The 24,687-nt window shown below is 65.4% G+C and carries 23 protein-coding genes and 1 tRNA gene; 15 read left to right on the top strand and 9 right to left on the bottom strand.

What is annotated here, in order from left to right; all coding sequences use genetic code 11:
- The first annotated feature begins 60 nt into the window (after positions 1–60).
- The 5 genes from ugpA to DACI_RS27675 all read left to right on the top strand — a co-directional run bounded on the left by ugpA (position 61) and on the right by DACI_RS27675 (position 6,328).
- Complete coding sequence (gene ugpA / locus DACI_RS27655) at positions 61–942, top strand: sn-glycerol-3-phosphate ABC transporter permease UgpA (RefSeq protein ID WP_012207264.1); 882 nt, start codon at positions 61–63, stop codon at positions 940–942.
- A gap of 2 nt (positions 943–944) precedes the next feature.
- A complete protein-coding gene (gene ugpE, locus DACI_RS27660) occupies positions 945–1,793 on the top strand; it encodes a sn-glycerol-3-phosphate ABC transporter permease UgpE (protein ID WP_012207265.1) in 849 nt (282 codons plus the stop codon).
- Positions 1,794–1,882: 89 nt separating this feature from the next.
- Positions 1,883–2,893, top strand: a complete 1,011-nt coding sequence (gene ugpC / locus DACI_RS27665; RefSeq protein ID WP_012207266.1) for a sn-glycerol-3-phosphate ABC transporter ATP-binding protein UgpC — start codon at positions 1,883–1,885, stop codon at positions 2,891–2,893.
- 90 nt (positions 2,894–2,983) lie between these two features.
- Complete coding sequence (gene ugpQ / locus DACI_RS27670) at positions 2,984–3,748, top strand: glycerophosphodiester phosphodiesterase (protein ID WP_012207267.1); 765 nt, start codon at positions 2,984–2,986, stop codon at positions 3,746–3,748.
- Positions 3,749–3,901: 153 nt separating this feature from the next.
- Positions 3,902–6,328 (top strand): DUF3772 domain-containing protein, encoded by a 2,427-nt coding sequence (locus DACI_RS27675; RefSeq protein WP_043783696.1) that lies wholly within the window; start codon positions 3,902–3,904, stop codon positions 6,326–6,328.
- Here the strand turns inward: DACI_RS27675 and DACI_RS27680 are convergent.
- Both DACI_RS27680 and DACI_RS27685 read right to left on the bottom strand, forming a co-directional pair.
- On the bottom strand, positions 6,325–7,230 hold the full coding sequence (locus tag DACI_RS27680) for an N-formylglutamate amidohydrolase (RefSeq protein ID WP_012207269.1): 906 nt from the start codon (positions 7,228–7,230) through the stop codon (positions 6,325–6,327). The two genes, DACI_RS27675 and DACI_RS27680, sit on opposite strands and share 4 nt — an antisense overlap.
- Positions 7,230–8,222: a tripartite tricarboxylate transporter substrate binding protein BugE gene (locus DACI_RS27685; RefSeq protein WP_012207270.1), complete on the bottom strand. Its 993-nt coding sequence runs from the start codon at positions 8,220–8,222 to the stop codon at positions 7,230–7,232. The genes DACI_RS27680 and DACI_RS27685 overlap by 1 nt, the downstream gene beginning before the upstream one ends.
- A gap of 148 nt (positions 8,223–8,370) precedes the next feature.
- On the opposite strand from DACI_RS27685, the gene DACI_RS27690 reads away from it, so the two are divergent.
- Positions 8,371–9,294, top strand: coding sequence for a LysR substrate-binding domain-containing protein (locus DACI_RS27690; protein WP_012207271.1), 924 nt, complete (start codon positions 8,371–8,373; stop codon positions 9,292–9,294).
- A gap of 55 nt (positions 9,295–9,349) precedes the next feature.
- Here the strand turns inward: DACI_RS27690 and DACI_RS27695 are convergent, their stop codons facing one another.
- Entirely contained in the window at positions 9,350–9,625 is a 276-nt protein-coding gene (locus DACI_RS27695; RefSeq protein ID WP_012207272.1) for a hypothetical protein, read from the bottom strand.
- 72 nt (positions 9,626–9,697) lie between these two features.
- Between DACI_RS27695 and hemA the strand changes: the two genes are divergently transcribed.
- From hemA to DACI_RS27720, 5 genes are all read left to right on the top strand, one after another.
- Entirely contained in the window at positions 9,698–11,023 is a 1,326-nt protein-coding gene (gene hemA / locus DACI_RS27700) for a glutamyl-tRNA reductase (RefSeq protein WP_012207273.1), read from the top strand.
- 173 nt (positions 11,024–11,196) lie between these two features.
- Positions 11,197–12,279, top strand: a complete 1,083-nt coding sequence (gene prfA, locus DACI_RS27705) for a peptide chain release factor 1 (protein ID WP_012207274.1) — start codon at positions 11,197–11,199, stop codon at positions 12,277–12,279.
- A 10-nt stretch (positions 12,280–12,289) separates the two neighbouring features.
- Positions 12,290–13,159 (top strand): peptide chain release factor N(5)-glutamine methyltransferase, encoded by an 870-nt coding sequence (gene prmC / locus DACI_RS27710; protein ID WP_012207275.1) that lies wholly within the window; start codon positions 12,290–12,292, stop codon positions 13,157–13,159.
- 116 nt (positions 13,160–13,275) lie between these two features.
- On the top strand, positions 13,276–13,599 hold the full coding sequence (gene grxD, locus DACI_RS27715; RefSeq protein ID WP_012207276.1) for a Grx4 family monothiol glutaredoxin: 324 nt from the start codon (positions 13,276–13,278) through the stop codon (positions 13,597–13,599).
- 187 nt (positions 13,600–13,786) lie between these two features.
- On the top strand, positions 13,787–15,160 hold the full coding sequence (locus tag DACI_RS27720; RefSeq protein WP_043782811.1) for a hemolysin family protein: 1,374 nt from the start codon (positions 13,787–13,789) through the stop codon (positions 15,158–15,160).
- A gap of 54 nt (positions 15,161–15,214) precedes the next feature.
- Here DACI_RS27720 and DACI_RS27725 read toward each other — a convergent pair whose 3' ends face one another.
- Positions 15,215–15,868 (bottom strand): lytic transglycosylase domain-containing protein, encoded by a 654-nt coding sequence (locus tag DACI_RS27725; protein WP_043782812.1) that lies wholly within the window; start codon positions 15,866–15,868, stop codon positions 15,215–15,217.
- Complete coding sequence (locus tag DACI_RS27730) at positions 15,865–17,610, bottom strand: proline--tRNA ligase (protein ID WP_012207279.1); 1,746 nt, start codon at positions 17,608–17,610, stop codon at positions 15,865–15,867. The genes DACI_RS27725 and DACI_RS27730 overlap by 4 nt, the downstream gene beginning before the upstream one ends.
- A gap of 93 nt (positions 17,611–17,703) precedes the next feature.
- Between DACI_RS27730 and DACI_RS27735 the strand changes: the two genes are divergently transcribed.
- On the top strand, positions 17,704–18,393 hold the full coding sequence (locus DACI_RS27735) for an RNA pyrophosphohydrolase (protein WP_012207280.1): 690 nt from the start codon (positions 17,704–17,706) through the stop codon (positions 18,391–18,393).
- A 66-nt stretch (positions 18,394–18,459) separates the two neighbouring features.
- On the opposite strand, the gene proB is transcribed toward DACI_RS27735, so the two are convergent.
- The 4 genes from proB to rplU form a co-directional block, all read right to left on the bottom strand.
- Positions 18,460–19,608, bottom strand: coding sequence for a glutamate 5-kinase (gene proB, locus DACI_RS27740; protein ID WP_012207281.1), 1,149 nt, complete (start codon positions 19,606–19,608; stop codon positions 18,460–18,462).
- 83 nt (positions 19,609–19,691) lie between these two features.
- Positions 19,692–20,807, bottom strand: coding sequence for an Obg family GTPase CgtA (gene cgtA / locus DACI_RS27745; protein ID WP_012207282.1), 1,116 nt, complete (start codon positions 20,805–20,807; stop codon positions 19,692–19,694).
- Between the two features lie 149 nt (positions 20,808–20,956).
- Positions 20,957–21,214, bottom strand: coding sequence for a 50S ribosomal protein L27 (gene rpmA, locus DACI_RS27750; protein ID WP_012207283.1), 258 nt, complete (start codon positions 21,212–21,214; stop codon positions 20,957–20,959).
- Positions 21,215–21,229: 15 nt separating this feature from the next.
- Entirely contained in the window at positions 21,230–21,541 is a 312-nt protein-coding gene (gene rplU / locus DACI_RS27755) for a 50S ribosomal protein L21 (protein WP_012207284.1), read from the bottom strand.
- Between the two features lie 230 nt (positions 21,542–21,771).
- Between rplU and DACI_RS27760 the strand changes: the two genes are divergently transcribed.
- The 3 genes from DACI_RS27760 to pilB all read left to right on the top strand — a co-directional run bounded on the left by DACI_RS27760 (position 21,772) and on the right by pilB (position 24,684).
- A complete protein-coding gene (locus DACI_RS27760) occupies positions 21,772–22,701 on the top strand; it encodes a polyprenyl synthetase family protein (protein WP_034396917.1) in 930 nt (309 codons plus the stop codon).
- 33 nt (positions 22,702–22,734) lie between these two features.
- Positions 22,735–22,811, top strand: a tRNA-Pro gene (locus DACI_RS27765).
- A 130-nt stretch (positions 22,812–22,941) separates the two neighbouring features.
- A complete protein-coding gene (gene pilB, locus DACI_RS27770; protein ID WP_012207286.1) occupies positions 22,942–24,684 on the top strand; it encodes a type IV-A pilus assembly ATPase PilB in 1,743 nt (580 codons plus the stop codon).
- The last annotated feature ends 3 nt before the right edge of the window (positions 24,685–24,687 follow it).

The following is a 24,687-nucleotide window of genomic DNA, read 5'->3' on the forward strand; positions in this document are numbered from 1 at the left end:
GCAACCGGCGGCCCCACGGCCATCCGGTGTGCGGGCTGTTTTGTTCTACCGAGTTCCGTCATGGAAAAACGCGTTCTTTTTCGATCCGCCTGGCTGCCGTGGTTGCTGATAGCACCACAGATGGTCATCGTGCTGGTCTTCTTTTTCTGGCCCGCAGGCCAGGCCATCGTGCAGTCGTTCCAGGCGCAGGATACGTTTGGCTTCTCCACCGAATGGGTGGGGTTTGCCAACTTCCAGCACCTGCTGGATGACCCTGCCTACCTGGCCTCGTTCAAGACCACGGCCATCTTTTCCGTGCTGGTGGCGGTGTTCGGCATTGCGCTGTCGCTGATGCTGGCCATCTTTGCGGACCGCGTGATCAAGGGCGCGCTTGCCTACAAGACCGCCTTGCTGCTGCCCTATGCCGTTGCGCCCGCAGTGGCGGGTGTGCTGTGGGTGTTCATGTTCTCGCCGTCCATCGGCGTCGTGGCCTATGCGCTGCGCATGATCGGCTATGACTGGAACCACCTGCTGAACTCCGGCAACGCCATGACGCTGATCGTCATCGCTGCGATCTGGAAGCAGATTTCCTACAACTTCCTGTTCTTCCTTGCGGGCCTGCAGTCCATCCCCAAGTCGCTGATCGAGGCCGCCGCCATCGACGGCGCGGGCCCCATGCGCCGCTTCTGGGACATCCAGTTCCCGCTGCTGTCGCCCACGACGTTCTTCCTGCTGGTGATGAACGTGGTCTATGCCTTCTTCGACACCTTCGGCATCGTGGACGCCACGACCCAGGGCGGTCCGGGACAGGACACCTCCATCCTGGTCTACAAGGTCTATCACGACGGCTTCAAGGCCATGGACATGAGCGGCTCGGCCGCGCAGTCGGTCGTTCTGATGGTGATCGTGGTTGCACTGACCGTGATCCAGTTCCGCTATGTTGAGAAGAAAGTGCAGTACTGATCATGGTTGAACGCAGTCCCCTTCTCTCCTTTTTCTCGCACCTGATCATGGTGCTGGGCGTGATCATCGTCGGCTTTCCGCTGTACCTGGCCTTCGTGGCCTCCACGCACACGCCGCAGGACATCATCCAGGTGCCCATGCCCCTGGTGCCCGGCAGCAACTTCTGGGAAACCTACAAGGCCGCGCTGTTCGGCGGCTCGGGCCCCGGCTCCAGCGCGCCCGTGGCACGCATGATGTGGATCAGCTTCGTCTCGGCCATGGTGATCACCGTGGGCAAGATCGCGATCTCGCTGCTGTCGGCCTTCGCGCTGGTGTACTTCCGCTTCCCGTTCAAGAAGATCTGCTTCTGGCTGATCTTCGTGACCCTGATGCTGCCCGTGGAAGTGCGCATCGGCCCCACCTACGAAGTCGTCTCCACGCTGGGCATGCTCAACAGCTACGCCGGCCTGACGATTCCGCTGATCGCCTCGGCCACGGCCACCTTCCTGTTCCGCCAGTTCTTCCTGACGGTGCCGGACGAGCTGGTGGAAGCCGCCCGCATCGACGGCGCAGGCCCCATGCGCTTCTTCAAGGATGTGCTGGTGCCGCTGTCCAAGACCTCGATCGCGGCGCTGTTCGTGATCCAGTTCATCTACGGCTGGAACCAGTACCTGTGGCCGCTGCTCGTGACCACCTCGGAAGACATGTACCCCGTGGTCATCGGCATCAAGCGCATGGTGGCCAGCGGCGATACCGGCAATGACTGGAACGTGGTGATGGCGACGGCCCTGCTGGCCATGCTACCGCCCGCTGCCGTGGTGATCCTGATGCAGCGCTGGTTCGTCAAGGGCCTGGTGGACACCGAAAAGTAAACCGCCCGCCGCCGCCCCAACCCACCGTATAGAACCCCGCAGAGCAAGCGCCAGCGCCCTTCGCTCTGCGACTCAACCAGAATCTTCGTATGGCATCCATTTCCTTTCGCAACCTGATCAAGCGCTACGGCCAGGGCCCGTCGGCCAACCAGGTACTGCACGGCGTCAACGCCGAAATCAAGGACGGCGAGTTCGTCGTCATCGTCGGCCCTTCGGGCTGCGGCAAGTCCACCCTGCTGCGCATGGTGGCGGGCCTGGAGGAGATCTCCGACGGCCAGCTGCTGATCGGCGACAAGGTGGTCAACGACGTGGAACCGGCCAAGCGCGACATCGCCATGGTGTTCCAGAACTATGCGCTGTACCCGCATATGTCGAACTACGAGAACATGGCCTACGGCCTGAAGATCGCCAAGGTGCCGCCCGAGGAGATCAAGCGCCGCGTGGACAAGGCCGCCAAGATCCTGGAGCTGTCGCACCTGCTGGACCGCAAGCCGCGCCAGCTGTCGGGTGGCCAGCGCCAGCGCGTGGCCATGGGCCGCGCCATCGTGCGCCAGCCCAAGGTCTTCCTGTTCGACGAGCCGCTGTCCAACCTGGACGCCAAGCTGCGCGGCCAGACCCGCATCGAGATCCAGAAGCTGCACGCCGAGCTGGGCATCACCAGCCTGTTCGTGACCCACGACCAGGTCGAGGCCATGACCCTGGCCCAGCGCATGATCGTCATGAACGGCGGCGTGATGGAGCAGTTCGGCACGCCCGAAGAGGTCTACCACACGCCCGCCTCCACCTTCGTGGCCAGCTTCATCGGCTCGCCCCCGATGAACCTGCTCAAGAACGCGCCCGGCGGCACGGCCGGCCGTATCCTGGGCATCCGCCCCGAGCACCTGGTCGTCGTCAGCGAAGGCGGCTGGGAAATCAAGGTGGACACCGTGGAAATGCTGGGTGCCGAGCGCCTGGTCTATGGTTCGCTCAATGGCGAGACGATGACGGTACGCATCGACGAAGGCGCGCCCTTCCCCAAGCCCGGCGAGACCATGCGCGTGCGTCCTTCCGAAGAGCGTCGCCTGCACTGGTTCGACGCAGAATCCGGAAAGCGGATCTGATCCCCTGAAGGCCGGATCTCCGACCTTTTCCAAGAGAGCCCCAGAGGCTCTCTTTTTCCATCCAAGCTCCCTTCCTTTGACGGACTCGCCATGACCGAGAACCTGAAATCCTGGCCCTACCCCCTGTGGGTGGCCCACCGCGGCGCCGGCAAGCTGGCGCCCGAGAACACCATGGCCGCCTTCCGCCTGGGCGCCGCGCACGGCTATCGCATGTTCGAGTGCGATGCCAAGCTGTCTGCCGACGGCGTGCTGTTCCTGATGCACGACGCCACGCTGGAGCGCACCACCAACGGCCACGGCACGGGTGGCGACCTGTCCATGGGCGAGATCGCCCAGCTGGACGCCGGCAGCTGGCACTCGCGCGCCTTTGCGGGAGAGGCCCTGCCCACGCTGGAAGCCCTGGCGCGCTGGTGCCTGGCCAACCACTTCTTCCTGAACGTGGAGATCAAGCCCACGCCGGGCCAGGAAGAGGCCACGGGCCGCGCCACGGGCGAGCTGATGAACCGCATCTGGCCCAGGGACCGCATCCAGCCGCTGTTCACCTCGTTCAAGACCGATGCGCTCAAGGGCGCACGCGACACGGCACCGCACATTCCGCGGGGCCTGCTGGTGGACAAGCTGGCCGATGCCACGGGCGACGCCGACCTGCGCACCGCGCTGGACCTGGGCTGCGCGGCCATGGTGCTCAACCATGCGCTGTGGGATGCCGCACTGGTCGCCAAGGTGCATGGCGCGGGCCTGCGCTGCAGCAGCTATACGGTCAACGACGAATGGGCCGCGCAGCGCCTGATCGACCTGGGCACGGACGGCGTCATCACCGACCGTGTCGATATGTTCAGTCCCGCATCGCGCTGAGACGGCTGCCGGCTGGCGGGGCCGGACCTTTGGAAACAACCGTCGCGGCGGCCCGCCGCACAATGTGCGTCCATGACACCGCCCCGCCCGTACCCTCTCCCGCTGCGCCCTACGTGGGCGCAGGCCTTGCGCCAATGCCTGGCCACCGGTCTGATGGTCCTGGCCATGCTGGTCCTCACTGCGCCCGCTCCGGCCCATGCGCAGGACCGCGCGGCAGCGGCGGCCACGGCGGCACCCGACGGCCGGCCCGCCCTGCCCAGCGTGGACGATCTGCGCAAGCAGCTGGACGCCATTCCCCGCAAGCTGGCCGAGGACGATGACGGCCGCAAGCTGCTGGACGAGGCTGCGGCCATTGGCGCGGCGGCCGACCAGGTGGCGGCCCGCCGCACCGAGGAACTGGCCGACATCGATTCACGCCTGGCCGGCCTGGGCCCCGCGCCCGAAAAAGGCGCCCCTGCCGATGCGCCCGATGTGGCCGAGCAGCGCGCCAGCCTGGCCAGGCAGCGCAGTGCCGTGGATTCCGAACTCAAGCTCGCGCGGCTGGTGTCGGTCGATGCCGACCAGCGCGGCAACGAGCTGATACGCCAGCGCCGCGAACAATTCCAGGCCGCACTGACGGCCCGCACCGACTCGCCGCTGGGCCGACCTTTCTGGCGCAACCTGCGCGCTGCCGCGCCTTTGGACGCGGCGCGCCTGCAGGGCCTGGGGCGCGAGCTGCGCCAGGCCGTCGCCTCCACCATGGCGTCCGATCGCCGGGGCGGCTTCATCGCCAGCCTGGCCGCCGCCTTGCTGATCGCCCTGCTCGGCCCCTGGCTGGCCGAGCGTTTGCTGGTGCGCGCCGCGCCCGCGCGCCTGCCCAGCGGCCGCCTGCGCCGCTCGTTGCGCGCGGCGGCCACCGTGCTGATCAACACGCTGCTGATCGGCCTGGCAGCGCAACTGGCCTGGAGCGTGCTCAAGGCCGGCGATGGCTTCAGCGAATCGCTGGACGCGCTGGCCAAGGCCAGTGTGCAGGTCACGCTGTTCGGCGCCTTTGTGGTGTCGCTGGGCCAGACCCTGCTGTCGCGCAGGCGCAGTTCCTGGCGCCTGCCCGGCGTGTCGGACGAGCTGGCCGAGCGGCTCAGCCCCTATCCCTGGTGGATTGCCGCCGGAGCCGCGCTCAACGGCCTGGTGACCGAAGTCAACGCCATCATCGGCGCCAGCCTGGCCGCCGAGGTCACGGTGCACGCCCTGTCGGCCCTGCTGATTTCGGCCGTGGTCATGCTGGCCCTGCGGCATCTGCGCGCGCCGGCGCCGGTCGCGCAGGAAGACGGCGCCCAGGCCGAGCCCGCACCGCCCCGGCCCTTGTGGGTGGGCCTGCTCGTGGCCTGCGCGGCGGTGGCCAGCATTGCCACCATTGCGCTGGCCGTGACCGGCTACGTGGCGCTGGCCGGAACGCTGGCGCGCCAGATGGTGTGGACCGGCGTGGTCTTTGCCACCACCTATCTGCTGTTCCAGCTGGGCGACGATCTGTGCGAGGCCCTGCTGTCGTCCAAGGGCAGCTTCGGCACCCGGCTGAACCAGAGCCTGGGCATCGAGGGCCGGCTGCTGGACCAGGCCTCGGTCCTGGTCTCCGGCCTGCTGCGCGTGGCCCTGTTGTTCTACATGGTGATCGCCCTGCTGGCCCCGCTGGGCACGGGGCCGGACGAGGTGTTTCGCCGCGGCAGCACGGTGAACCACAGCCTCAAGGTGGGCGACTTCACCATGGCGCCGCAGGCCCTGTTCACCGCATTCGCCGTGATCGTCACGGGCCTGATCGTGATCCGCGTGATCAAGCGCTGGCTGACGGACCGCTACTTCCCCAACACCTCGCTGGAGCCGGGCATGCGCAGCTCCATCACCACGCTGCTGGGCTATGTGGGCGGCATCTTCGTGGTGGCCGTGGCGCTGGCGGGGCTGGGCATCAGCGTGGAGCGCATTGCCTGGGTGGCCAGCGCGCTGTCGGTGGGCATTGGCTTTGGCCTGCAGGCCATCGTGCAGAACTTCATCTCGGGCCTGATCCTGCTGGCCGAGCGGCCCGTGAAAGTGGGCGACTGGGTGGTGCTGGGCGATACCGAGGGCGACGTGCGCCGCGTCAACGTGCGCGCCACCGAGATCCAGCTGGGCGACCGCTCCACCGTCATCGTGCCCAACTCGGAATTCATCACCAAGACCGTGCGCAACATGACGCTGGCCGGCGCGCCCGGGCGCGTGCTGCTGCGCCTGCCCGCACCGCTGGACACCGATGCCGAACGCATGCGCACCCTGATATTGGAAGCCTTCCGCACGCATGAAGGCATCCTGGACACGCCCGAGCCTGTGGTGCAGCTCGAAGGCATTGCCAACGGCACGCTGACCTTTCTGGCAATCGGCTACGTGGGCAACCCGCGCAATGCGGGCGGGGTGCGCAGCGATGTGCTGTTCAGCATCCTGGCATCGCTCAAGGGCGCGGGCCTGTACCTGTCGCCACCGGCCACCACCTCGGTGGCGGCGCCGGTGTTGACAGGCATGCCGGGCTTGCCAGGCACGCCGCCCATGCCCGGCGACCCCGCCAGCCCGGCCTAGCCGCGCCTTGCCATTTCAGATCGCACATGCGCCGCGACCACGGCCATCAGCTCACGCAGATGGCCGCGCAGCGGCTCGAAGCCCGCGTTGGGCTCGCGCGTGTCCTCGTCCATGTAGACCGGGCGGCGGATCTCGATCTGCAGGCTGTGCCTGCCCAGGTGCGGCTGGCCTATGCGGCCGATCAGCTCCACGCCCTTGTAGGGCTCGTTATAGGCCACGCTGTAGCCGAAGCCCGCCAGCGTCTCGCCCACCAGCTGGATGAACTCGGGCGCGCAGGTCGTGCCGTCGCGGTCGCCCAGCACGAAGTCGGCCAGCGGCGGCGCGTCGGTACGGCCCAGGCGCTTGTAGACATCGTTGGGCATGGAGTGCAGGTTCAGGTGCCAGACGCCGCCAAAGCGCTGCACGCTGTCATCGATGGCCTGCGCCAGCGCCGCATGGTAGGGACGCCAGTAGCGCGCGATGCGGTGCTCCACCTCGGCCACCGTGCGCGGGCGTTCATACAGCGGCGTGGCCACGCCGTCCCGGCTGATGCGCTGCCAGATCAGGCCCAGGCCCTGGCGGGTCTTGACGCTGGGCGCCAGGGGCACGGGCCACTGGCCGTCGATCTGGGCGGGGTCCAGGTCGGCCTCGCTGCGGTTGGGGTCGATGTAGGTGCGTGGAAAGGTGGCCTCGATCAGCGTTGCGCCGTGCGCGGGCCACTGATCCCAGAGCGCGGCCACATGCGTGTCCTCGCCACGGCGCAGCAGGGACATGGGCACGGCATGGCCGAAATCCGCGGGATAGGACGTGCCGCTGTGCGGCGAGTCGCAGACGATGGGCAGCACCTCGCCGGTGGCGGGATGCACCACGACCGGGGTGTCCGGCCGGGGGCGCAGAAAATCGGTCTGTGCCATGCGGTCCATCAGTCGAGCTTGATGTTGGCGCGCTTGGCCACGGCCGTGTAGCGCTCGATGGCAGCCTTGATCTGCTTGGCAAATTCCTCGGGCGTGTTGCCCATGGACTCGCCCGAGATGGATTTTTGCTTTTCCAGGTAGTCAGGCATGGCCATGGCCTTGTGCGCAGCCGCATTGAGCTTGTCGATGATGGGGCGCGGCGTGCCGGCAGGTGCGACCAGGCCGAACCAGCCGCCGTCGCCCATCTGCGGGAAGCCCAGCTCGGTGTAGGTGGGCACGTCGGGCAGCACGTCGGCGCGCTTGAAGGCCAGCACGGCCAGCGGGCGCAGCTTGCCGTCCTTGATGTGGGGCAGCGTGGAGGGCAGGTTGTCCGTCATGGCATTGACCTGGCCGCCCAGCGCGTCGGTGATGGCCTGGCCCGCGCCCTTGTAGGGGATGTGCAGCAGGTCGATACCGGCCAGGTTCATGAAATTCTCGATGTTGGCGTGGCCCAGGGAACCTGTGCCCGGCGAGGCAAAGCTGTACTTGCCCGGGTTGGCCTTGGCCAGGGCGATGAACTCCTTCATGGTCTTGGCGGGCACGCTGGCGTTGATCACGAACACGCTGGGCACGGACATCACATTGGTGATGGGCGCGAAGTCCTTGATCGGGTCGTAGGGCAGCTTGCGGAAGATGGCCGGGTTGGAGCCATGCGTGCTCACCGTGGCCATGCCGATGGTGTAGCCATCGGCCGCAGCACGCGCAATTTCGGAGGCGCCAATGGAGCCGCCCGCCCCGCCCCGGTTGTCCACCACCACGGACTTGCCCAGGATCACGCTCATCTTCTCGGCCAGCAGACGCGCCACCATGTCGGTGGAGCCGCCCGCACCAAACGGCACGACCAGGCGGATCGGCCGGCTGGGATAGTCGGCAGCCGGGCCCTGGGCCCAGGCGACGGGAGCCAAAAGAGCAGTGGCGGCGCAGGCGGCCAGGCTGGACAACAGGGTGCGGCGCATTGCCATGGTGTGTTTCCTCTCGTGATGGATGAAAGAGCGGCCTGCTGCAGGGCAGGGCTTCGCGGAACAGGCGCCGATTCTGGACAGCCGCCGCACGCGCGAAAAGAGACAAGACGGCAAGCAACTATGACAAACCGTCATAATTGCGCCCGTCATGCGCATGCACTCTCCCTCGCTTTCCGAGCTGCACGCCTTTGCGGCGGCGGCGCGCCTGGGCAGCTACTCGCTGGCAGCCCAGGAGCTGTATGTCACCCAGGGCGGCATCAGCCGCGCCATCGCCCGGCTGGAAGAGCACCTGGGCTTTGCCCTTTTCGAGCGCCAGGGCCGGCGCAGCGTGCTGACCGAGGCTGGCCGTGAATATCTGCAGGCCGTCGAGCCTGCCGTCCAGTCCATCGAATCGGCCTCGGCCGCCGCACGCAGGCGCCACTTCGGCCCGCAACTGCGGTTGTCGGTGGTGCCCACGCTGTTCAGCCACTGGCTGATTCCACGCCTGCCGCGATTCAATGCCCTGCATCCGGGCATCGTCCTTTCGTTTGCCCCCTATCGGCGCGATGACCCGCTGTCCGCCGCCGAGATAGACGGCTGGCTGCGCGTGGGCAGCGAGCCCTGGCCCGCCCATGTGGTGGCCGACTATGTGGTGGGCCGCGATCTGGTGCCCATCTGCCATCCGCGCGAATTGCAGGGCCCGCAAGCCATTCGCAGCGCAGCGGATGTGCTTGCGCGCCCCTTGCTGTTTCACACCAACTATCCGGGCAACTGGGCGCGCTGGATGAGCCACCTCGGCCTGCCCGGGCCCTGCCCCGCGCCTGCGGCGGACTTCGAACTGGTGGCCCTGCTGGTCCAGGCCGTGGCCGCCGGCATGGGCGTGGCCCTGGTGCAGCGCTGCCTGGTGGAGGAAGACCTGGCCGCCGGCCGCGTGGCCCTTGCCTTGCCTGCACCCGTCCACATCGAACGCGGCTACTTTCTGTGCCGGCCGGCCGCGCGGGCGCCTTCCGAAGCCTTTGTGCAGTTCCGCGCATGGCTGCTTGAGCAGGCCGCGCCGGGTGCCGTGCCTCCAGCCGCAGCCTCAGGCCCCTGATCGCCGGGAGAAACGCCCTCTTCCGTTGATCTGCATCAATCTTTGCTGTCAGCTATCAGCGCCAGCCGCGCGAAAGCACCCACTGGCAAAGCGCCATCACCACGACCAGCGCGATGTAGGTGGCCATCTTTGCATCGCGCCCGAACCACCACAAACCGGCCAGCAGCACCAACGCACCAACAACTAAATTGATAGCAACCTGCAACCACCAGGCAAGGGATTGCTGCGATTTTCCATAGATCAAAAGCGCGCACAACGTCAGGGCCGGCGACAGGAAAAGTGCAGGCGCCAGGAAGTTCAGCCAATGATTCGTACTCGCAATCCATCCCATGTGCGGGCTCCGATTCCAGGGTGTTGTGATCAGGGATGCCTGAAACTGCGCGAAATTTTATAATCCCGGGTTATGGCAGTCTGGGCACTCGGCATCAACCACCACACGGCTCCGCTTGATATGCGGGGACGTTTCGCGTTCGCGCTTGACCAGATCGTGCCCACGCTGCAGGGCCTGCGCGAATCGCTGACCGGCCCCGGCCGCCAGCACAGCGCCGTCGAGACCGCCATTCTCTCCACCTGCAACCGTACCGAGATCTACTGCGCGGCCGAGATGCCGGCCATGGACCACACCCTGCACTGGCTGGCCAACAGCGGCGGCATCTCGTCCGAACTGCTGCGCTCGCACTCCTATCTGCTGGAAGACGGCCATGTGGCGCGCCATGCCTTCCGCGTGGCCAGCGGGCTCGATTCCATGGTGCTGGGCGAGGCCCAGATCCTGGGCCAGATGAAGAACGCCGTGCGCGCCGCAGAGAACGCAGGCGCCCTGGGCAGTACGCTGAACCAGCTGTTCCAGCGCAGCTTCGCGGTGGCCAAGGAAGTGCGCAGCTCCACCGAGATCGGCGCCCACAGCATCAGCATGGCCGCTGCCGCCGTGCGGCTGGCCGGCCAGCTGTTCGAAGACCTGTCCCAGATCCGCGTGCTGTTCGTGGGCGCGGGCGAGATGATCGAGCTGGTCTCCACCCACTTCGCGGCCCGCCACCCCAAGCAGATCATGATCGCCAACCGCACGCTGGAGCGCGGCGAGAAGCTGGCTGCCCAGTTCGGCGCCGGCACCATGCGGCTGGCCGACCTGCCCGACCATCTGCATGAATACGATGCCGTGATCAGCTGCACGGCGTCCAGCCTGCCCATCATCGGCCTGGGCGCCGTGGAAAGCGCGCTCAAGAAGCGCAAGCACCGCCCCATGTTCATGGTCGATCTGGCCGTGCCGCGCGATATCGAATCCGAGGTCAAGGACTTGCGCGACGTCTACCTCTACACCGTGGACGACCTGGCCACCGTGGTGCGCACGGGCCAGGCCCAGCGCCAGGCAGCGGTCGAGCAGGCCGAAGTCATCATCGACCACGGCGTGCAAAGCTTCATGCACTGGCTGGACCAGCGCCGCCCGCAGGCCGGCGTCGTGCCGCTGATCCGCCAGCTCAACACCCAGACCGATGAATGGCGTGCGCTGGAGATTGCGCGCGCCAAGAAGCTGCTGGCCAAGGGCGAAGACATAGACACCGTGCTGGAGGCCCTGTCGCGCGGCCTCACGCAGAAAATGCTGCACGGCACCCTGGCCGAGCTTCACAAGGGCGATGCCGACCAGCGCAGCCAGACCATGGACACGGTCTCGCGCCTGTTCCTGCGCTCGGCCCAAAGCGGCCCGCGCGGCACGGCCCCCGACAAGGCGCTCTAGCGGCGCTCGCCGCCCCTGCGCAGGGCCGCGCGCCAGCGGGCCTGTGGCGCCCCGGCCGCACTTGCGGCCCCTCCCCGCCCCTCCCGGTTTTTAAGGCCCATCCGCCCTTCCAGGCCCCCACGTTTCCCGCCGCAGTGCTGCCCGAGCAGCCCTTCGCATCACCGCCTCACACCATGCAAGACTTTCTGCGCCAACAACTGGAGCGCTACGCCCAGCGCCTTGAAGAACTCAACTTCCTGCTTTCGCGCGAAGACATCATGGGCGACATGAAGCAGTACCGCGCCATCTCGCGCGAGCACGCGGACGTCACCGCCATTGCAGGCCGCTATGCGCGCCACCGCCAGCGCGAGGCCGATCTGGCGGCTGCGCAGGACATGCTCTCCGACCCCGACATGGCCGACATGGCGCAGGAGGAAATCGCCAGCGCCGAGGCCGAGCTGGTCCAGCTGGAGGACGAACTGCAGCGCCTGCTGCTGCCCAAGGACCCCGATGACGCGCGCAACGCCTACCTCGAAATCCGCGCAGGCACGGGCGGCGACGAATCGGCCCTGTTCGCAGGCGACCTGGCCCGCATGTACACGCGCCACTGCGACGCCGTGGGCTGGAAGGTCGAGATCATGAGCGCCAATGAGAGCGAGCTGGGCGGCTACAAGGAAGTGGTGTTGCGCGTGGAAGGCACGGATGTGTACGGTCGCCTGCGCTTCGAATCCGGCGGACACCGCGTGCAGCGCGTGCCGGCCACCGAGACCCAGGGCCGCATCCACACCAGCGCCTGCACCGTGGCCGTCATGCCCGAGCCGGACGAAACCCAGGCCATCACGCTCAACCCGGCCGACCTGCGCATCGACACCTTCCGCGCCAGCGGCGCCGGCGGCCAGCACATCAACAAGACCGACTCGGCCGTGCGTGTGGTCCACCTGCCCACGGGCATCGTCGCCGAGTGCCAGGACGGCCGCAGCCAGCACAGCAACAAGGCCAAGGCCCTGCAGGTGCTGCAGGCGCGCCTGCAGGAGAAGGAACGCAGCGAGCGCGAAGCCAAGGAGGCCGCACTGCGCAAGGGCCTGATCGGCAGCGGCGACCGCAGCGACCGCATCCGCACCTACAACTTCCCGCAGGGCCGGCTCACCGACCACCGCATCAACCTCACCATCTACAAGCTGCTGGCCGTGATGGAAGGCGACCTGGGCGACGTGCTCGACGCGCTGCAGGCCGCACGCGAGGCCGAACTGCTGGCCGAGCTGCAGGTCAACAACTGAGGCCCGGGCCATGCCCAATCCCACCATCGTCAAAGAAGCGCTGCAGCAGGCCCAGGCCCTGGGGCTTGCGCGCATCGACGCGCAAATGCTGCTGCTGCACGTGCTCGGGCGCCAGTCTGGCGGCCGCGCCTGGCTGCTGACCCATGACGAGGACATGCTGACCGCCCCCCAGGCCGAGGCCTATGCCACGCTGTGCGCACGCCGCCTTGGCACGGAACCCGTTGCCTACCTGCTCGGCCACAAGGAGTTCTACGGGCTCGATCTGGCCGTGGACGCGCGTGTGCTCGACCCACGCCCCGACACCGAGACCCTGGTGGACTGGGCGCTGGAGCTCATGCCTGCCCAGTCCCAGGCAGCCCGCGCTTGCCGCGTGGTGGACCTGGGCACCGGCAGCGGCGCCATAGCCCTGGCCCTGCAAAGCCAGCGCCCCGGCGCCACCGTCTGGGCCGTGGATGCCAGCGCCGACGCACTGGCCGTGGCCAGCGCCAATGCCACGCGCCTGCAACTGGGCGTGCAGTTCGCGCATGGCAGCTGGCTCCAGCCGCTGGCAGGGCAGGCACCGTTCGACCTCATCGTCAGCAACCCGCCCTATATCCGCGACGACGATCCGCACCTGCAGGCCTTGGCGCATGAGCCGCTGTCGGCGCTGGCCAGCGGTGCCGATGGCCTGGTTGATATCCGCGCCATCATCACCCAGGCGCCCGCGCTGCTGGTCCGCGGCGGCTGGCTGCTGATGGAGCATGGCTGGGACCAGGCCGATGCCGTGGCCGCCCTGCTGCGCCATGCCGGCTTTGGCGACGTGCAGCATCGCCACGACCTGGGCGGCATTGCCCGCTGCACGGGCGGGCAATGGCAAGGGCAGGCCAGCGCTCTGACCTGAGCTCTGGCCTGGGCGCAGCAATCCCGCATGCTTTCAAAGTCCGCGCCGAGAGTGAAATAATCCCATCCATGCCGCCGCGCCTGCGGCGCCCACCACGACCCCGGAGCACCACACAGATGAGCGACACCCAGCAACGCATCGACCAACTGGTCAAGAGCAACAACATCCTGCTGTTCATGAAGGGCAGCGCCAGCTTTCCCATGTGCGGTTTCTCTGGCCGCGCCATCCAGATCCTCAAGGCCTGCGGCGTGGAAACCAAGGACATCTCCACCGTCAACGTGCTGGAAGACCAGGAAATCCGCCAGGGCATCAAGGACTACAGCAACTGGCCCACGATCCCCCAGCTCTACGTGCAGGGCGAGTTCATCGGCGGCTCGGACATCATGATGGAGATGTACGAGTCGGGCGAGCTGCAGCAGCTGCTGGCACCCAAGGCCTGAGCCTTCTCGCACCGCGCGCCTTCGGCGCAGCATCGGGCCACCTTCGGGTGGCTTTTTTTCGCCTGCGCCGCGCTGCCGGCGGACTCCCCGGGCATGCCTCAGGGCCAGGGGTATGCGATGTGTGGTCGAATGGTCACATCTTTCACATCCGGAAAAGCGCGCCTGCGCCCGCTTCTCCGCCCTGCCTATGAGTCTGTCCCAAAGTCTGCTGTTGATCGTCGCGCTGATATTGACCAGTGCCTTCTTCTCCGTGGCCGAGATCTCGCTGGCCGCCTCGCGGCGCCTGCGACTGCGGCAGATGATGGAGGACGGCGAACCCCGCGCCGAACTGGTCATGAAGATGCAGGCCCAGCCGGGCGAATATTTCACGGTCACGCAGATTGGGCTCAATGCCGTCGCCATCCTGGGCGGCGTGGTGGGCGAAGGGGCATTGACCCCCTATCTGGCCGAGCTGCTGATGCTCTGGCTGCCTGAAAGCCGTGCGCAGACCGTGGGCTTCCTGCTCTCGTTCGCCAGCGTCACCTCCCTGTTCATCCTGTTCGCCGACCTGCTGCCCAAGCGCCTGAGCATGGCCGAGCCCGAGGCCCTTGCCATCCGCGTGCTGCGCCCCATGCTCTGGTGCATGGCGGTGCTCAAGCCCCTGGTCTGGTGCTTCAACCACCTGGCCGACGCCGTTGCCAAGCTGTTCGGCCTGCCCACGGTGCGCGATGACCGCATCACCCACGAAGACATCCTGGCCATGACCGAAGCCGGCGCACGCGCCGGCGTGCTGGCCGCGAAGGAGCAGCAGGTGATCGCCAACCTGTTCGAGCTGGACTCGCGCACCATCGGCTCGGCCATGACGCAGCGCGACCGCATCGCCTACTTCCACCGCGACGACCCCGATGAACTGATCCGGGTCCGCATTGCCGAGGAGCCTTTTTCCACCTACCCCGTCTGCGACGGCGACATCGACCACATCGTCGGCTATGTCGATGCCAAGGACCTGTTCCAGCGCGCGCTGAACAACCAGCCCCTGTCGCTCATGGACGATTCGCTGGTCCACAAGGTGCTGGTCGTGCCGGACCGCCTGACGCTGGCCGAGGTGCTGGAGCAGTTCCGCCAGGTGCATGAGGACTTTGCCGTCATCGTCAACGAATACAGCCTGGTGGTCGGCGTGGTCACGCTCAATGACGTGATGAGCACGGTGATGGGCGGCCTGGTCAGCCCGGGCGACGAGGAACAGATCCTGCGGCGCGACGAGAACTCCTGGCTGATCGATGGCGTCACGCCGGTCGAGGATGTGATGCAGGCCCTGGAGCTCGACGAGTTGCCGCATTCCGAGGACTACGAAACCCTGGGCGGCTTTCTCATGGTCATGCTGCGCCGCATTCCCAGGCGCACGGACACCGTGCAATGGGGCGGCTACCGCTTCGAGGTCATGGACGTGGACAGCTACCGCATCGACCAGGTGCTGGTCACGCGCATGTCGGGCAGCAGCCCGGCCGCTCCGCCCAACGCAGGCGACACGGCTGCAGCCGTGGCCAAGGTGTCCAGCATGTCGCCGGACACGTCGTCCTGAAAACGCAGCAAGGCAGGCCTGCAGGACTGCCGCCAGGCGCCAGCCTGCGGCCCCTCAGGCCGAGCGCGAGGGCTCGATCTCCCAGCGGCGCTGCGCAGCAAACACCGCATTCGGATACTGGGGCTGGCCGCGGCTGCCGTTGTAGCGGCCCAGCGCCATGTAGGCATCGCCGTTTTCGCGGTCCAGATAGTGGCGCAGGATCACGCAGCCAAAGCGCAGATTGGTCTGCATGTGAAACAGCTTGCCGATGTCGCCATCGCCGATCAGCCGCATCCAGAACGGCATGATCTGCATATAGCCGCGCGCGCCCACGCTGGAGATGGCGAACTTGCGGAACGCGCTCTCCACCTGCACCAGCCCCATCACCAGCGAGACTTCCAGGCCGGCGCGCTTGGACTCGTACCAGACGGTTTGCAGGAACTCCAGCCGAGTCGCCAGTTCGGGCTTGCGCGAACGCAGGCGCTCGCTGCTGGCAGTGAGCCAGCGCAGATAGTCCATGCGGGCCTCGGTAGAGGCAAAGCGCAGCTCGGGCGGCGCCGATCCCGTGACGGCCGAACTCAGCGCGGTGCGCACCGAATCGGCCAGCGGCTCTTCCAGCTGCCCGCCAGCCCAGGCTGGCGCGGCCACCGCGCCCAGCAACGGCGCAGCACCCAGCGAAGCCGCCAGGCGCAGGCAATCGCGGCGCGCTATCACGGGGGCCTGGCTCACAGACCCAGCCTCTGCTTGAGATGGCCCAGCACATCGGCAGCGGCCATCTTGGTCGCTTCCGTGTCGCGGCGATGCTGGTACTCGACCTGGCCTTCCTTCAGGCCGCGGTCGGACAGCACCACGCGGTGCGGCACGCCAATCAGTTCCCAGTCGGCAAACATGGCGCCCGGGCGTTCGCCGCGGTCATCCAGGATCACGTCCACGCCCAGTGCCAGCAACTCGGCATGCAGCTTCTCGGCGGCTTCCTTCACGGGCTCGCTGCGGTCCATGCCGATGGGGCAGACCACCACGGTGAAGGGTGCAATCGCGTCGGGCCAGATGATGCCGCGCTCGTCATGGTTCTGCTCGATGGCGGCAGCGGGCAGGCGTGTCACGCCAATGCCGTAGCAACCCATTTCAAACAGCGAGGGCTTGCCGTTCTCGGCCAGGAAGGTGGCGTTCATGGCCTGGGAGTACTTGGTACCCAGGTAGAACACATGGCCCACTTCGATGCCGCGCTCGATGGCCAGCTCGCCTGCGCCATCGGGGGACTTGTCGCCGGCCACCACATTGCGCAGGTCGGCCACGACATCAGGCTCGGGCAGGTCACGGCCAAAGTTCACGCCGGTGATGTGGAAGTCGGCCTCGTTCGCGCCGCAGACCCAGTCGGCCATCACGGCGACCTCGCGGTCCACGACCAGCTTCACGGGCTTCTTCAGGCCGATGGGGCCCAGGTAGCCGGGCTGGCAACCGAAGTGCTCCTCGATCTCGGCCACAGTGGCAAAGCGGAAGCCCACGTCCAGGCCAGGCACCTTGGCCACCTTGATCTCGTTCATCTCATGGTCGCCACGCAGCAGCAGCAACCAGACCTGGCTTCCCGCCACATCGCCCTTGTCGTCGAGCTTGTCGGTGGCCAGCACCAGGGACTTCACCGTCTGCGACAGCGGCAGGCCCAGCTGGCCAGCCACGGATTCGCAGGTGCTGTTGCCCGGCGTTGCCACACGGGCCATGGCCTGGGCTGCAGCGGGACGGGGGCCTGCAGGCGCCAGGGCCTCGGCCTTCTCGATATTGGCGGCGTAGTCGCTGCTGGGGCAGTAGACGATGGCGTCTTCGCCCGTGGAGGCGATCACCTGGAATTCCTCGCTCAGATCACCGCCGATGGCGCCGCTGTCGGCGCGCACGGCACGGTATTGCAGGCCGAAGCGGTCGAAGATGCGCTTGTAGGCCGCGCGCATGGTCTGGTAGCTGATCTGGGCGGTATCGCGGTCCTTGTCGAAGGAATAGGCGTCCTTCATGATGAACTCGCGGCCGCGCATCAGGCCAAAGCGCGGGCGGCGCTCGTCGCGGAACTTGGTCTGGATCTGGTAGAAATTCTTGGGCAGCTGCTTGTAGCTCTTGAGCTCCTGGCGCGCAATGTCCGTCACCACCTCTTCGCTGGTGGGCTGGATCACGAAGTCACGGCCATGGCGGTCCTTGATGCGCAGCAGCTCGGGGCCCATCTTCTCGAAGCGGCCGGTCTCCTCCCACATCTCGGCAGGCTGGACCACGGGCATGGTCACTTCCACGGCACCGGCACGGTTCATTTCCTCGCGCACGATGGCCTCGACCTTGCGGATCACGCGCAGCCCCATGGGCATGTAGTTATAGATGCCTGCGCCCAGCTTCTTGATCAGGCCGGCCCGCGTCATGAGCTTGTGGCTGACCACTTCGGCATCGGCCGGAGCTTCCTTGAGGGTGGAGATGAAAAATTGGGAGGCTTTCATGGATCAGGGGCTTCGCGGGAATCGGGGCAGCGTGCTTGCCGCTGGCAAGGCACCGTGCATAATGGACACAATTCAGAAAATTGGGGTTCGATTATGCTTGACCGGGACGGATTTCGCCCGAACGTCGGCATCATCCTGCTCAACCAAAAGAACCAGGTGTTCTGGGGCAAGCGCATCCGCACCCACAGCTGGCAGTTTCCACAGGGCGGCATTGACCGGGGGGAGACACCCGAACAGGCCATGTTCCGGGAACTGCATGAGGAAGTGGGGTTGATGCCCAACCACGTTCGCGTGGTCGCCCGCACCCGGGACTGGTTGCGCTACGAGGTGCCAGACCGGTACATCCGCCGCGATGCGCGCGGACACTACAAAGGCCAGAAGCAGATCTGGTATTTGCTGCAACTCATGGGTCACGACTGGGATTTGAACCTGCGTGCCACCGACCATCCCGAATTCGACGCCTGGCGCTGGAACGACTACTGGGTACCACTGGATGTGGTGGTGGAGTTCAAACGCGGCGTCTACGAGATGGCCCTGACCGAGCTGGCACGCTTTCTGCCACGGGGCGAGCAACAGCGCAACCGCTATCTTCGCAGCGGCATGCGCCCCAGGGAAGCCCATGAAACAGGCCCCGAGACCTATGGCGCTCCAGGCTTGCATCCGGCGCGCTCAGGCAGCTTTCGTGTCAATCCCGGTATGGAGTTGCCGCCTGGAGCATGCTTCGATCCTGATCCACAGTCAGGGCAGCAGCAGGTCTTACACCCCGATCCAGGCAAGGCCTGAAGCCAAAGGCTCCATGCAAAAGCGCACCCGAGGGTGCGCTTTTTCTTTGCCCCGATTGCGCAGGCATCAGTGCCCGGCAATCACCATGTTGTCGCGGTGCACCATCTCCGGGCCTGCGGAATAGCCCAGCAGGCGCTCGATCTCCACCGAGCTCTTACGACAAAGCAGACGCGCCTCAGCACTTGCATAGTTGGCCAGACCACGCGCCACCTCAATGCCCAGCGCATCGCGCACGGCAATCACATCGCCGCGGGCGAATTCGCCATCCACATTCACCATGCCGATAGGCAGCAGGCTCTTGCCTTCGTCGCGCAGCTTGGCCACGGCACCGGCATCCACGGACACGGAACCGCGCAGTTGCAGATGGTCGGCAATCCACTGCTTGCGTGCCTGGTTCTTGTGGGTCTGCGCCACGAGCAACGTGCCAATGGACTCGCCAGCAGCCAGACGCACCAGCACGTCCTGTTCACGGCCCCAGGCGATGACGGTTGAAGCACCCGACCCCGCCGCACGCTTGGCCGCGAGAATCTTGGTGATCATCCCACCCTTGCCGATGGACGAGCCCGCGCCGCCCGCCATCTCCTCCAGTGCAGGATCGCCGGCATTTGCCACGTCGATGAAACGCGCATCGGGATTGCTGCGCGGATCGGCGCTGTAAAGGCCTCGCTGATCGGTCAGGATGACCAGGGCATCGGCTTCGATCAGGTTGGCCACCAAAGCACCCAGGGTGTCGTTGTCGCCGAACTTGATCTCATCGTTGACCACGGTGTCGTTCTCGTTGATCACCGGCACGATGCCCAGCTCCAGCAGCGTCAGCAAGGTGTTGCGCGCATTCAGATAGCGCTCGCGGTCCGCCAGGTCGGCATGCGTGAGCAGCACCTGGGCACTGCCCATGCCCTGCTCGCGCAGCTTGGACTCGTACATCTGTATCAGCCCCATCTGGCCCACGGCTGCAGCGGCCTGCAGCTCATGGATCTCCTTGGGCCGCGCGGCCCAGCCAAGGCGCTTCATACCTTCAGCCACCGCGCCGCTGGAGACCATGATCACCTCGCGCCGCTGACCGCCATGGCTCTCATCCCCGCGCACCAGAGCCGCCAACTGGCGGCTCCACTCCTGGATGGCGGCTTCATCAAGACCGCGACCTTCATTGGTCACCAGGCTGGAGCCGACCTTGACCACGATGCGATGGGCATCACGCAACAAGTTGGAAGACATGGATGGATAGTGATTCTTGCAGCGCAGGCCCAGGCAGGCCGCGCCGCTGTTGTGTTCAAGGCAATGGGAGCGGCAGGCGGCTCTTACTCGGAATCGCGGGGGGCAAAACGCGGATCGGTGAGATCCACGCCATCACCCTCGACTTCGACGAAGCGCGGATCGATTTCCTTGGGACCGGCCTCGATCTGCTGCTGCTCATGCACATGTTTGTAAATGGTGCGGATCAGCACTTCACAGCCTTCGCGCGTCAGGGCGGAAATCTCGAAGACCGGACCCTTCCACTTGAAGCGCTTGACGAAGTCCTTGACGCGTGCGGCGCGCTCCTCGGCCGGCACCATGTCCAGCTTGTTGAGCACCAGCCAGCGGGGCTTGTTGTACAGCTCGGCATCGTACTTCTGCAGCTCGCCCACGATGGCCTTGGCCTGGGCCACAGGATCCACGCTGTCATCGAACGGCGCCAGGTCCACAACATGCAGCAGCAATCGGGTGCGCTGCAGATGGCGCAGGAACTGGTGACCCAGGCCCGCACCTTCCGAGGCGCCTTCGATCAGGCCTGGGATGTCGGCCACCACAAAGCTCTGCTCGGCAGCGACGCGCACCACGCCCAAATTGGGATGCAGCGTGGTGAATGGGTAGTCGGCAATCTTGGGACGCGCATTGGAGACCGCGGCAATGAAGGTGGACTTGCCCGCATTGGGCATGCCCAGCAGACCCACGTCGGCCAGTACCTTGAGCTCCAGCTTGAGATTCTTGCGCTCGCCAGGCCAGCCCGGTGTCTTTTGCCGAGGCGCGCGGTTGATGGCGCTCTTGAAGCGCAGGTTGCCGTAGCCGCCGTCGCCACCCTTGGCAATGGTGACCACCTCACCGGCCGTCAGCAGCTCGTAGAGCACCTCGCCGGTTTCGGCATCACTGATGATGGTGCCAACCGGCATGCGCAGCGTGATGTCGTTGCCCGCCGCACCAAACATGTCCGAGCCCTTGCCGTGCTCACCGCGCGTGGCATCGTGCCGGCGCGAGAAGCGGTAGTCCACCAGAGTGTTGAGGTTGACATCGGCCACCGCGTAGACATGGCCGCCACGGCCACCGTCTCCACCATCGGGACCGCCAAATTCCTTGTATTTTTCGTGCCGGAATGACACGCAGCCATTGCCGCCGTCACCGGCGGAAATGTCGATATAAGCTTCGTCGACGAACTTCATGAGGCATCCAGTTTACAAAAAGCAGTGTGCACCAGACAGCCCCAGGCCACACCTCAGAGACGGAAAAGAGGGCGAAGGCACGATGCACAACCCTCCTGAAACGACAAAGCCCCGACAGGTCGGGGCTTCGAGCGTCGAAGTGACAGAGCTTAAGCAGCCGTCACATTGACCGTGTGCTTGGACAGTGCACCCTTGACAGCAAACGACACGTGGCCGTCCACCAGAGCGTACAGGGTGTGGTCCTTACCCACGCCGACGTTGTCGCCGGGATGGAACTTGGTGCCACGTTGGCGCACGATGATCGAGCCGGCCGTGATCAGTTCACCACCGAAAGCCTTCACGCCGAGCATTTTGGGCTTGGAATCGCGCCCGTTTCGCGTAGAGCCGCCGCCTTTTTTCTGTGCCATGACTCAGCTCCTGTATTAAGCAGCGATCGCCACGATCTGCAGCTCTGTGAACTGCTGGCGATGGCCTTGGCGCTTCTGATAATGCTTACGACGGCGCATCTTGAAGATGTGCACTTTGTCGTGCTTGCCGTGAGCAACCACGGTTGCCTTGACAGACGCACCGGACACCAGAGGTGTGCCGACCTTGATTTCAGCGCCGTTGCCGACTGCCAGAACCTGATCGATCACAACTTCTTGGCCTACGTCCGCAGCAATCTGTTCTACCTTGATCTTTTCGCCGGCTGCAACGCGATACTGCTTGCCGCCGGTTTTTATGACTGCGTACATTTAAACCTCTTGAATTTGAGAGTTCCGCGAACGAATTTCCACGGAAGCCGAGGATTCTAGCACGCACCCACATTCTTTGCATGAAGCGCTCCCACCCCGCGCCCAATCTACCGCCAGGGCCGGCCGCAGGCGGGATCGCTCTTCCTATAATTGCCGATCCACTTGGCGGCCACAGTACCTTGACCACAGCTCTCTCCACCCCCAATCCGCTTGCCCTGATCACTGACGACATGCGCGAGGTGGATCATGTGATCGCCCAGCGCCTGACGACCACCGTCCCGCTGATTGCCCAGATCTCCCAGTACATCATCGCTGCCGGCGGCAAACGCCTTCGCCCGGCCCTGCTGCTCATGGTCTGCAATGCGCTGGGCTACGAAGGCAGGGACAGGCATGTCCTGGCGGCCGTGGTCGAGCTGATTCATACCGCCACCTTGCTGCACGACGACGTGGTGGACGAGTCCACCCTGCGCCGTGGCCGCCCGACGGCCAACGAGACCTTCGGCAATCCGGCCAGCGTGCTGGTCGGCGACTTCCTGCACTCGCGCTCCTTCCAGATGATGGTGGAGGTGGGCAGCATGCGTGTGCTCAAGATTCTCTCGGACGCCACCAACGTGATCGCCGAGGGCGAGGTGCAGCAGCTCATCAACACGCACGATGCCTCGCTGGACGAAGCCGGCTACCTGCACGTCATCCGCTCCAAGACCGCCCAGTTGTTCGAGGCCAGCGCCCAGTTGGGCGCCGTGCTGGCCGACGCCCCCCGCGAGATCGAACAGGCCTGCGCCATCTATGGCCAGGCCCTGGGCACCGCCTTCCAGATCATTGACGACGTGCTCGACTACACGGGCGACACCCAGGAAATGGGCAAGAACCTGGGCGACGACCTGCGCGAAGGCAAGTGCACCCTGCCGCTGATTGCCGCCATGCAGCGCGGCACTCCGGAGCAGGCTGCCATCGTGCGCAACGCCATCGAGCAGGGCTCAACCGAGCAGTTGTCTGCCGTTGTGGATATCGTGCGCAGCACAGGCGCGCTGGATGTGGCACGCGAAGCCGCCCATGCCGAGGCACGCCGCGCCATTGACGCAATAAATGTGCTCCCGAGCAATTTGCATACGGCAAGTTTGCTACAATTAGCCTCTCAGCTTTTGGAGCGACGCACCTGATTTCAGGCTGCATTGCTTTGTCTAAAAAAGCAACGGGGTGTAGCTTAGCCTGGTAGAGCGCTACGTTCGGGACGTAGAGGCCGGAGGTTCGAATCCTCTCACCCCGACCATTTCTGGTCACTTCATCACCACGCCACCATTGAGCCAGGTTCAAGACCTGGGTGCGCAGCAGTGCGTCTGGCCTTTCAAGCCTTCAGGGATGATAGGATAAATGTCCTTTCCTCTTAAACGTCTTGCTACATGGCTGTTGCTGACTCCTCGCTCAAGAATGCTTCCGCTGTTGCATCGCTTCCCGGCATCGGGCGAGCCCTGATATCAGCAGGCAAGGTATCGCAGCAGGCAGCGGAAGCCGCCGCCAGCAAGGCCGGCGCCAACCGCACCTCGTTCATTGCCGAGTTGAGCAACGCGGGCATCCTCTCAGCCCTGGAAGTGGCCGAGACGGTCTCGACCATGTTCAGCGCGCCGCTGCTCGATCTTGATGCCATCAACGCCGCGCGCCTGCCGCATGAGTTGCTGGACGCCAAGATCATCAGCTCCTATCGCGTCCTCCCGTTGAGCAAGCGCGGCAACCGCATCACGGTGGCCACAGCCGACCCGACACAACAGGAAGCTGCGGAGCAGATCAAGTTCACCACCCAGCTAGGCGTGGATTGGATCATCGTCGAAGCCGACAAGCTGGAGCGCCTGATAGCTCAGCAGAGCAAAAGCGCCAGCGAAGCCATGGAGAGCTACAGCGGGGGCGGCGATTTCGAGTTCGGCGACCTCAAGCCCGACGAGGTTGCCGAGGAGAAAGACAACACGGCGGCAGCGGACGTCGAGGACGCGCCCATCGTCAAGTTCCTGCACAAAATGCTGCTCGACGCCTTCAACATGCGCGCGTCGGACCTGCATTTCGAGCCCTACGAACATCAATATCGCGTACGCTTCCGCATTGACGGCGAGTTGCGCGAAATCGCATCACCGCCCATTGCCATAAAGGAGAAGTTGGCCTCGCGCATCAAGGTGATCTCGCGCCTGGACATCTCGGAAAAACGTGTTCCTCAAGATGGCCGCATGAAGCTCAAGGTCGGCCCGGACCGCGTCATCGATTTTCGCGTGAGCACCCTGCCCACGCTCTTTGGCGAGAAGATCGTGATCCGTATCCTTGACCCAAGCTCGGCCAAGATGGGCATTGATGCCCTGGGCTACGAACCCGAGGAAAAGGCACGTCTGATCGAAGCCATCGGGCGCCCCTACGGAATGATTCTGGTGACAGGCCCCACGGGCTCGGGCAAGACGGTGTCGCTGTACACCTGCCTGAACATGCTGAACAAGGCCGGGGTGAACATCGCAACGGCAGAAGACCCTTCGGAAATCAACCTGCCCGGCGTCAATCAGGTCAATGTGAACGAAAAGGCGGGCCTTACCTTTGCGACGGCGCTCAAGGCCTTTCTGCGCCAGGATCCCGACATCATCATGGTCGGAGAAATCCGTGACCTAGAAACCGCCGACATCTCGATCAAGGCCGCACAGACCGGCCACTTGGTGCTGTCCACGCTGCACACCAACGACGCACCGACCACGTTGACGCGCATGCGCAACATGGGCATTGCCCCCTTCAACATCGCATCGAGCGTGATCTTGATCACCGCCCAGCGGCTGGCCAGGCGCCTGTGCCCCCAGTGCAAGGAGCCTGCGGATATCCCGCGGGAGGCGCTGCTGGAGGCGGGCTATGACGAGGCGGACATCGATGGCAGCTGGGTCACCTACAAGCCCGTGGGCTGCCAAGCATGCAACAACGGCTACAAGGGACGCGTCGGCATCTACCAGGTGATGCCGATCAGCGAGGAAATCCAGCGCATCATCCTGCAGGACGGCAGCGCACTGGAGATCGCGGCACAGGCCAAGCGTGAAGGCGTACGGTCTCTGCGCGGATCCGGACTGCACAAGGCCAGACTAGGACTGACCTCGCTCGAAGAAGTGCTGGCAGTCACCAATGAGTAAATA

The organism is Delftia acidovorans SPH-1, from assembly GCF_000018665.1.
Classification (GTDB): Bacteria; Pseudomonadota; Gammaproteobacteria; order Burkholderiales; family Burkholderiaceae_C; genus Comamonas; species Comamonas acidovorans.

Coding starts and splice junctions, on each gene's coding strand:
- ugpE (WP_012207265.1), top strand. CDS start 945: ATGGTTGAACGCAGTCCCCTTCTCTCCTTTTTCTCGCACCTGATCATG.
- grxD (WP_012207276.1), top strand. CDS start 13,276: ATGAGCGACACCCAGCAACGCATCGACCAACTGGTCAAGAGCAACAAC.
- prmC (WP_012207275.1), top strand. CDS start 12,290: ATGCCCAATCCCACCATCGTCAAAGAAGCGCTGCAGCAGGCCCAGGCC.
- ugpQ (WP_012207267.1), top strand. CDS start 2,984: ATGACCGAGAACCTGAAATCCTGGCCCTACCCCCTGTGGGTGGCCCAC.
- DACI_RS27680 (WP_012207269.1), bottom strand. CDS start 7,230: ATGGACCGCATGGCACAGACCGATTTTCTGCGCCCCCGGCCGGACACC.
- DACI_RS27730 (WP_012207279.1), bottom strand. CDS start 17,610: ATGAAAGCCTCCCAATTTTTCATCTCCACCCTCAAGGAAGCTCCGGCC.
- DACI_RS27760 (WP_034396917.1), top strand. CDS start 21,772: ATGCGCGAGGTGGATCATGTGATCGCCCAGCGCCTGACGACCACCGTC.
- DACI_RS27690 (WP_012207271.1), top strand. CDS start 8,371: ATGCGCATGCACTCTCCCTCGCTTTCCGAGCTGCACGCCTTTGCGGCG.
- DACI_RS27675 (WP_043783696.1), top strand. CDS start 3,902: ATGGTCCTGGCCATGCTGGTCCTCACTGCGCCCGCTCCGGCCCATGCG.
- proB (WP_012207281.1), bottom strand. CDS start 19,608: ATGTCTTCCAACTTGTTGCGTGATGCCCATCGCATCGTGGTCAAGGTC.
- DACI_RS27720 (WP_043782811.1), top strand. CDS start 13,787: ATGAGTCTGTCCCAAAGTCTGCTGTTGATCGTCGCGCTGATATTGACC.
- hemA (WP_012207273.1), top strand. CDS start 9,698: ATGGCAGTCTGGGCACTCGGCATCAACCACCACACGGCTCCGCTTGAT.
- ugpA (WP_012207264.1), top strand. CDS start 61: ATGGAAAAACGCGTTCTTTTTCGATCCGCCTGGCTGCCGTGGTTGCTG.
- DACI_RS27685 (WP_012207270.1), bottom strand. CDS start 8,222: ATGGCAATGCGCCGCACCCTGTTGTCCAGCCTGGCCGCCTGCGCCGCC.
- ugpC (WP_012207266.1), top strand. CDS start 1,883: ATGGCATCCATTTCCTTTCGCAACCTGATCAAGCGCTACGGCCAGGGC.
- rplU (WP_012207284.1), bottom strand. CDS start 21,541: ATGTACGCAGTCATAAAAACCGGCGGCAAGCAGTATCGCGTTGCAGCC.
- DACI_RS27735 (WP_012207280.1), top strand. CDS start 17,704: ATGCTTGACCGGGACGGATTTCGCCCGAACGTCGGCATCATCCTGCTC.
- prfA (WP_012207274.1), top strand. CDS start 11,197: ATGCAAGACTTTCTGCGCCAACAACTGGAGCGCTACGCCCAGCGCCTT.
- cgtA (WP_012207282.1), bottom strand. CDS start 20,807: ATGAAGTTCGTCGACGAAGCTTATATCGACATTTCCGCCGGTGACGGC.
- DACI_RS27695 (WP_012207272.1), bottom strand. CDS start 9,625: ATGGGATGGATTGCGAGTACGAATCATTGGCTGAACTTCCTGGCGCCT.
- pilB (WP_012207286.1), top strand. CDS start 22,942: ATGGCTGTTGCTGACTCCTCGCTCAAGAATGCTTCCGCTGTTGCATCG.
- rpmA (WP_012207283.1), bottom strand. CDS start 21,214: ATGGCACAGAAAAAAGGCGGCGGCTCTACGCGAAACGGGCGCGATTCC.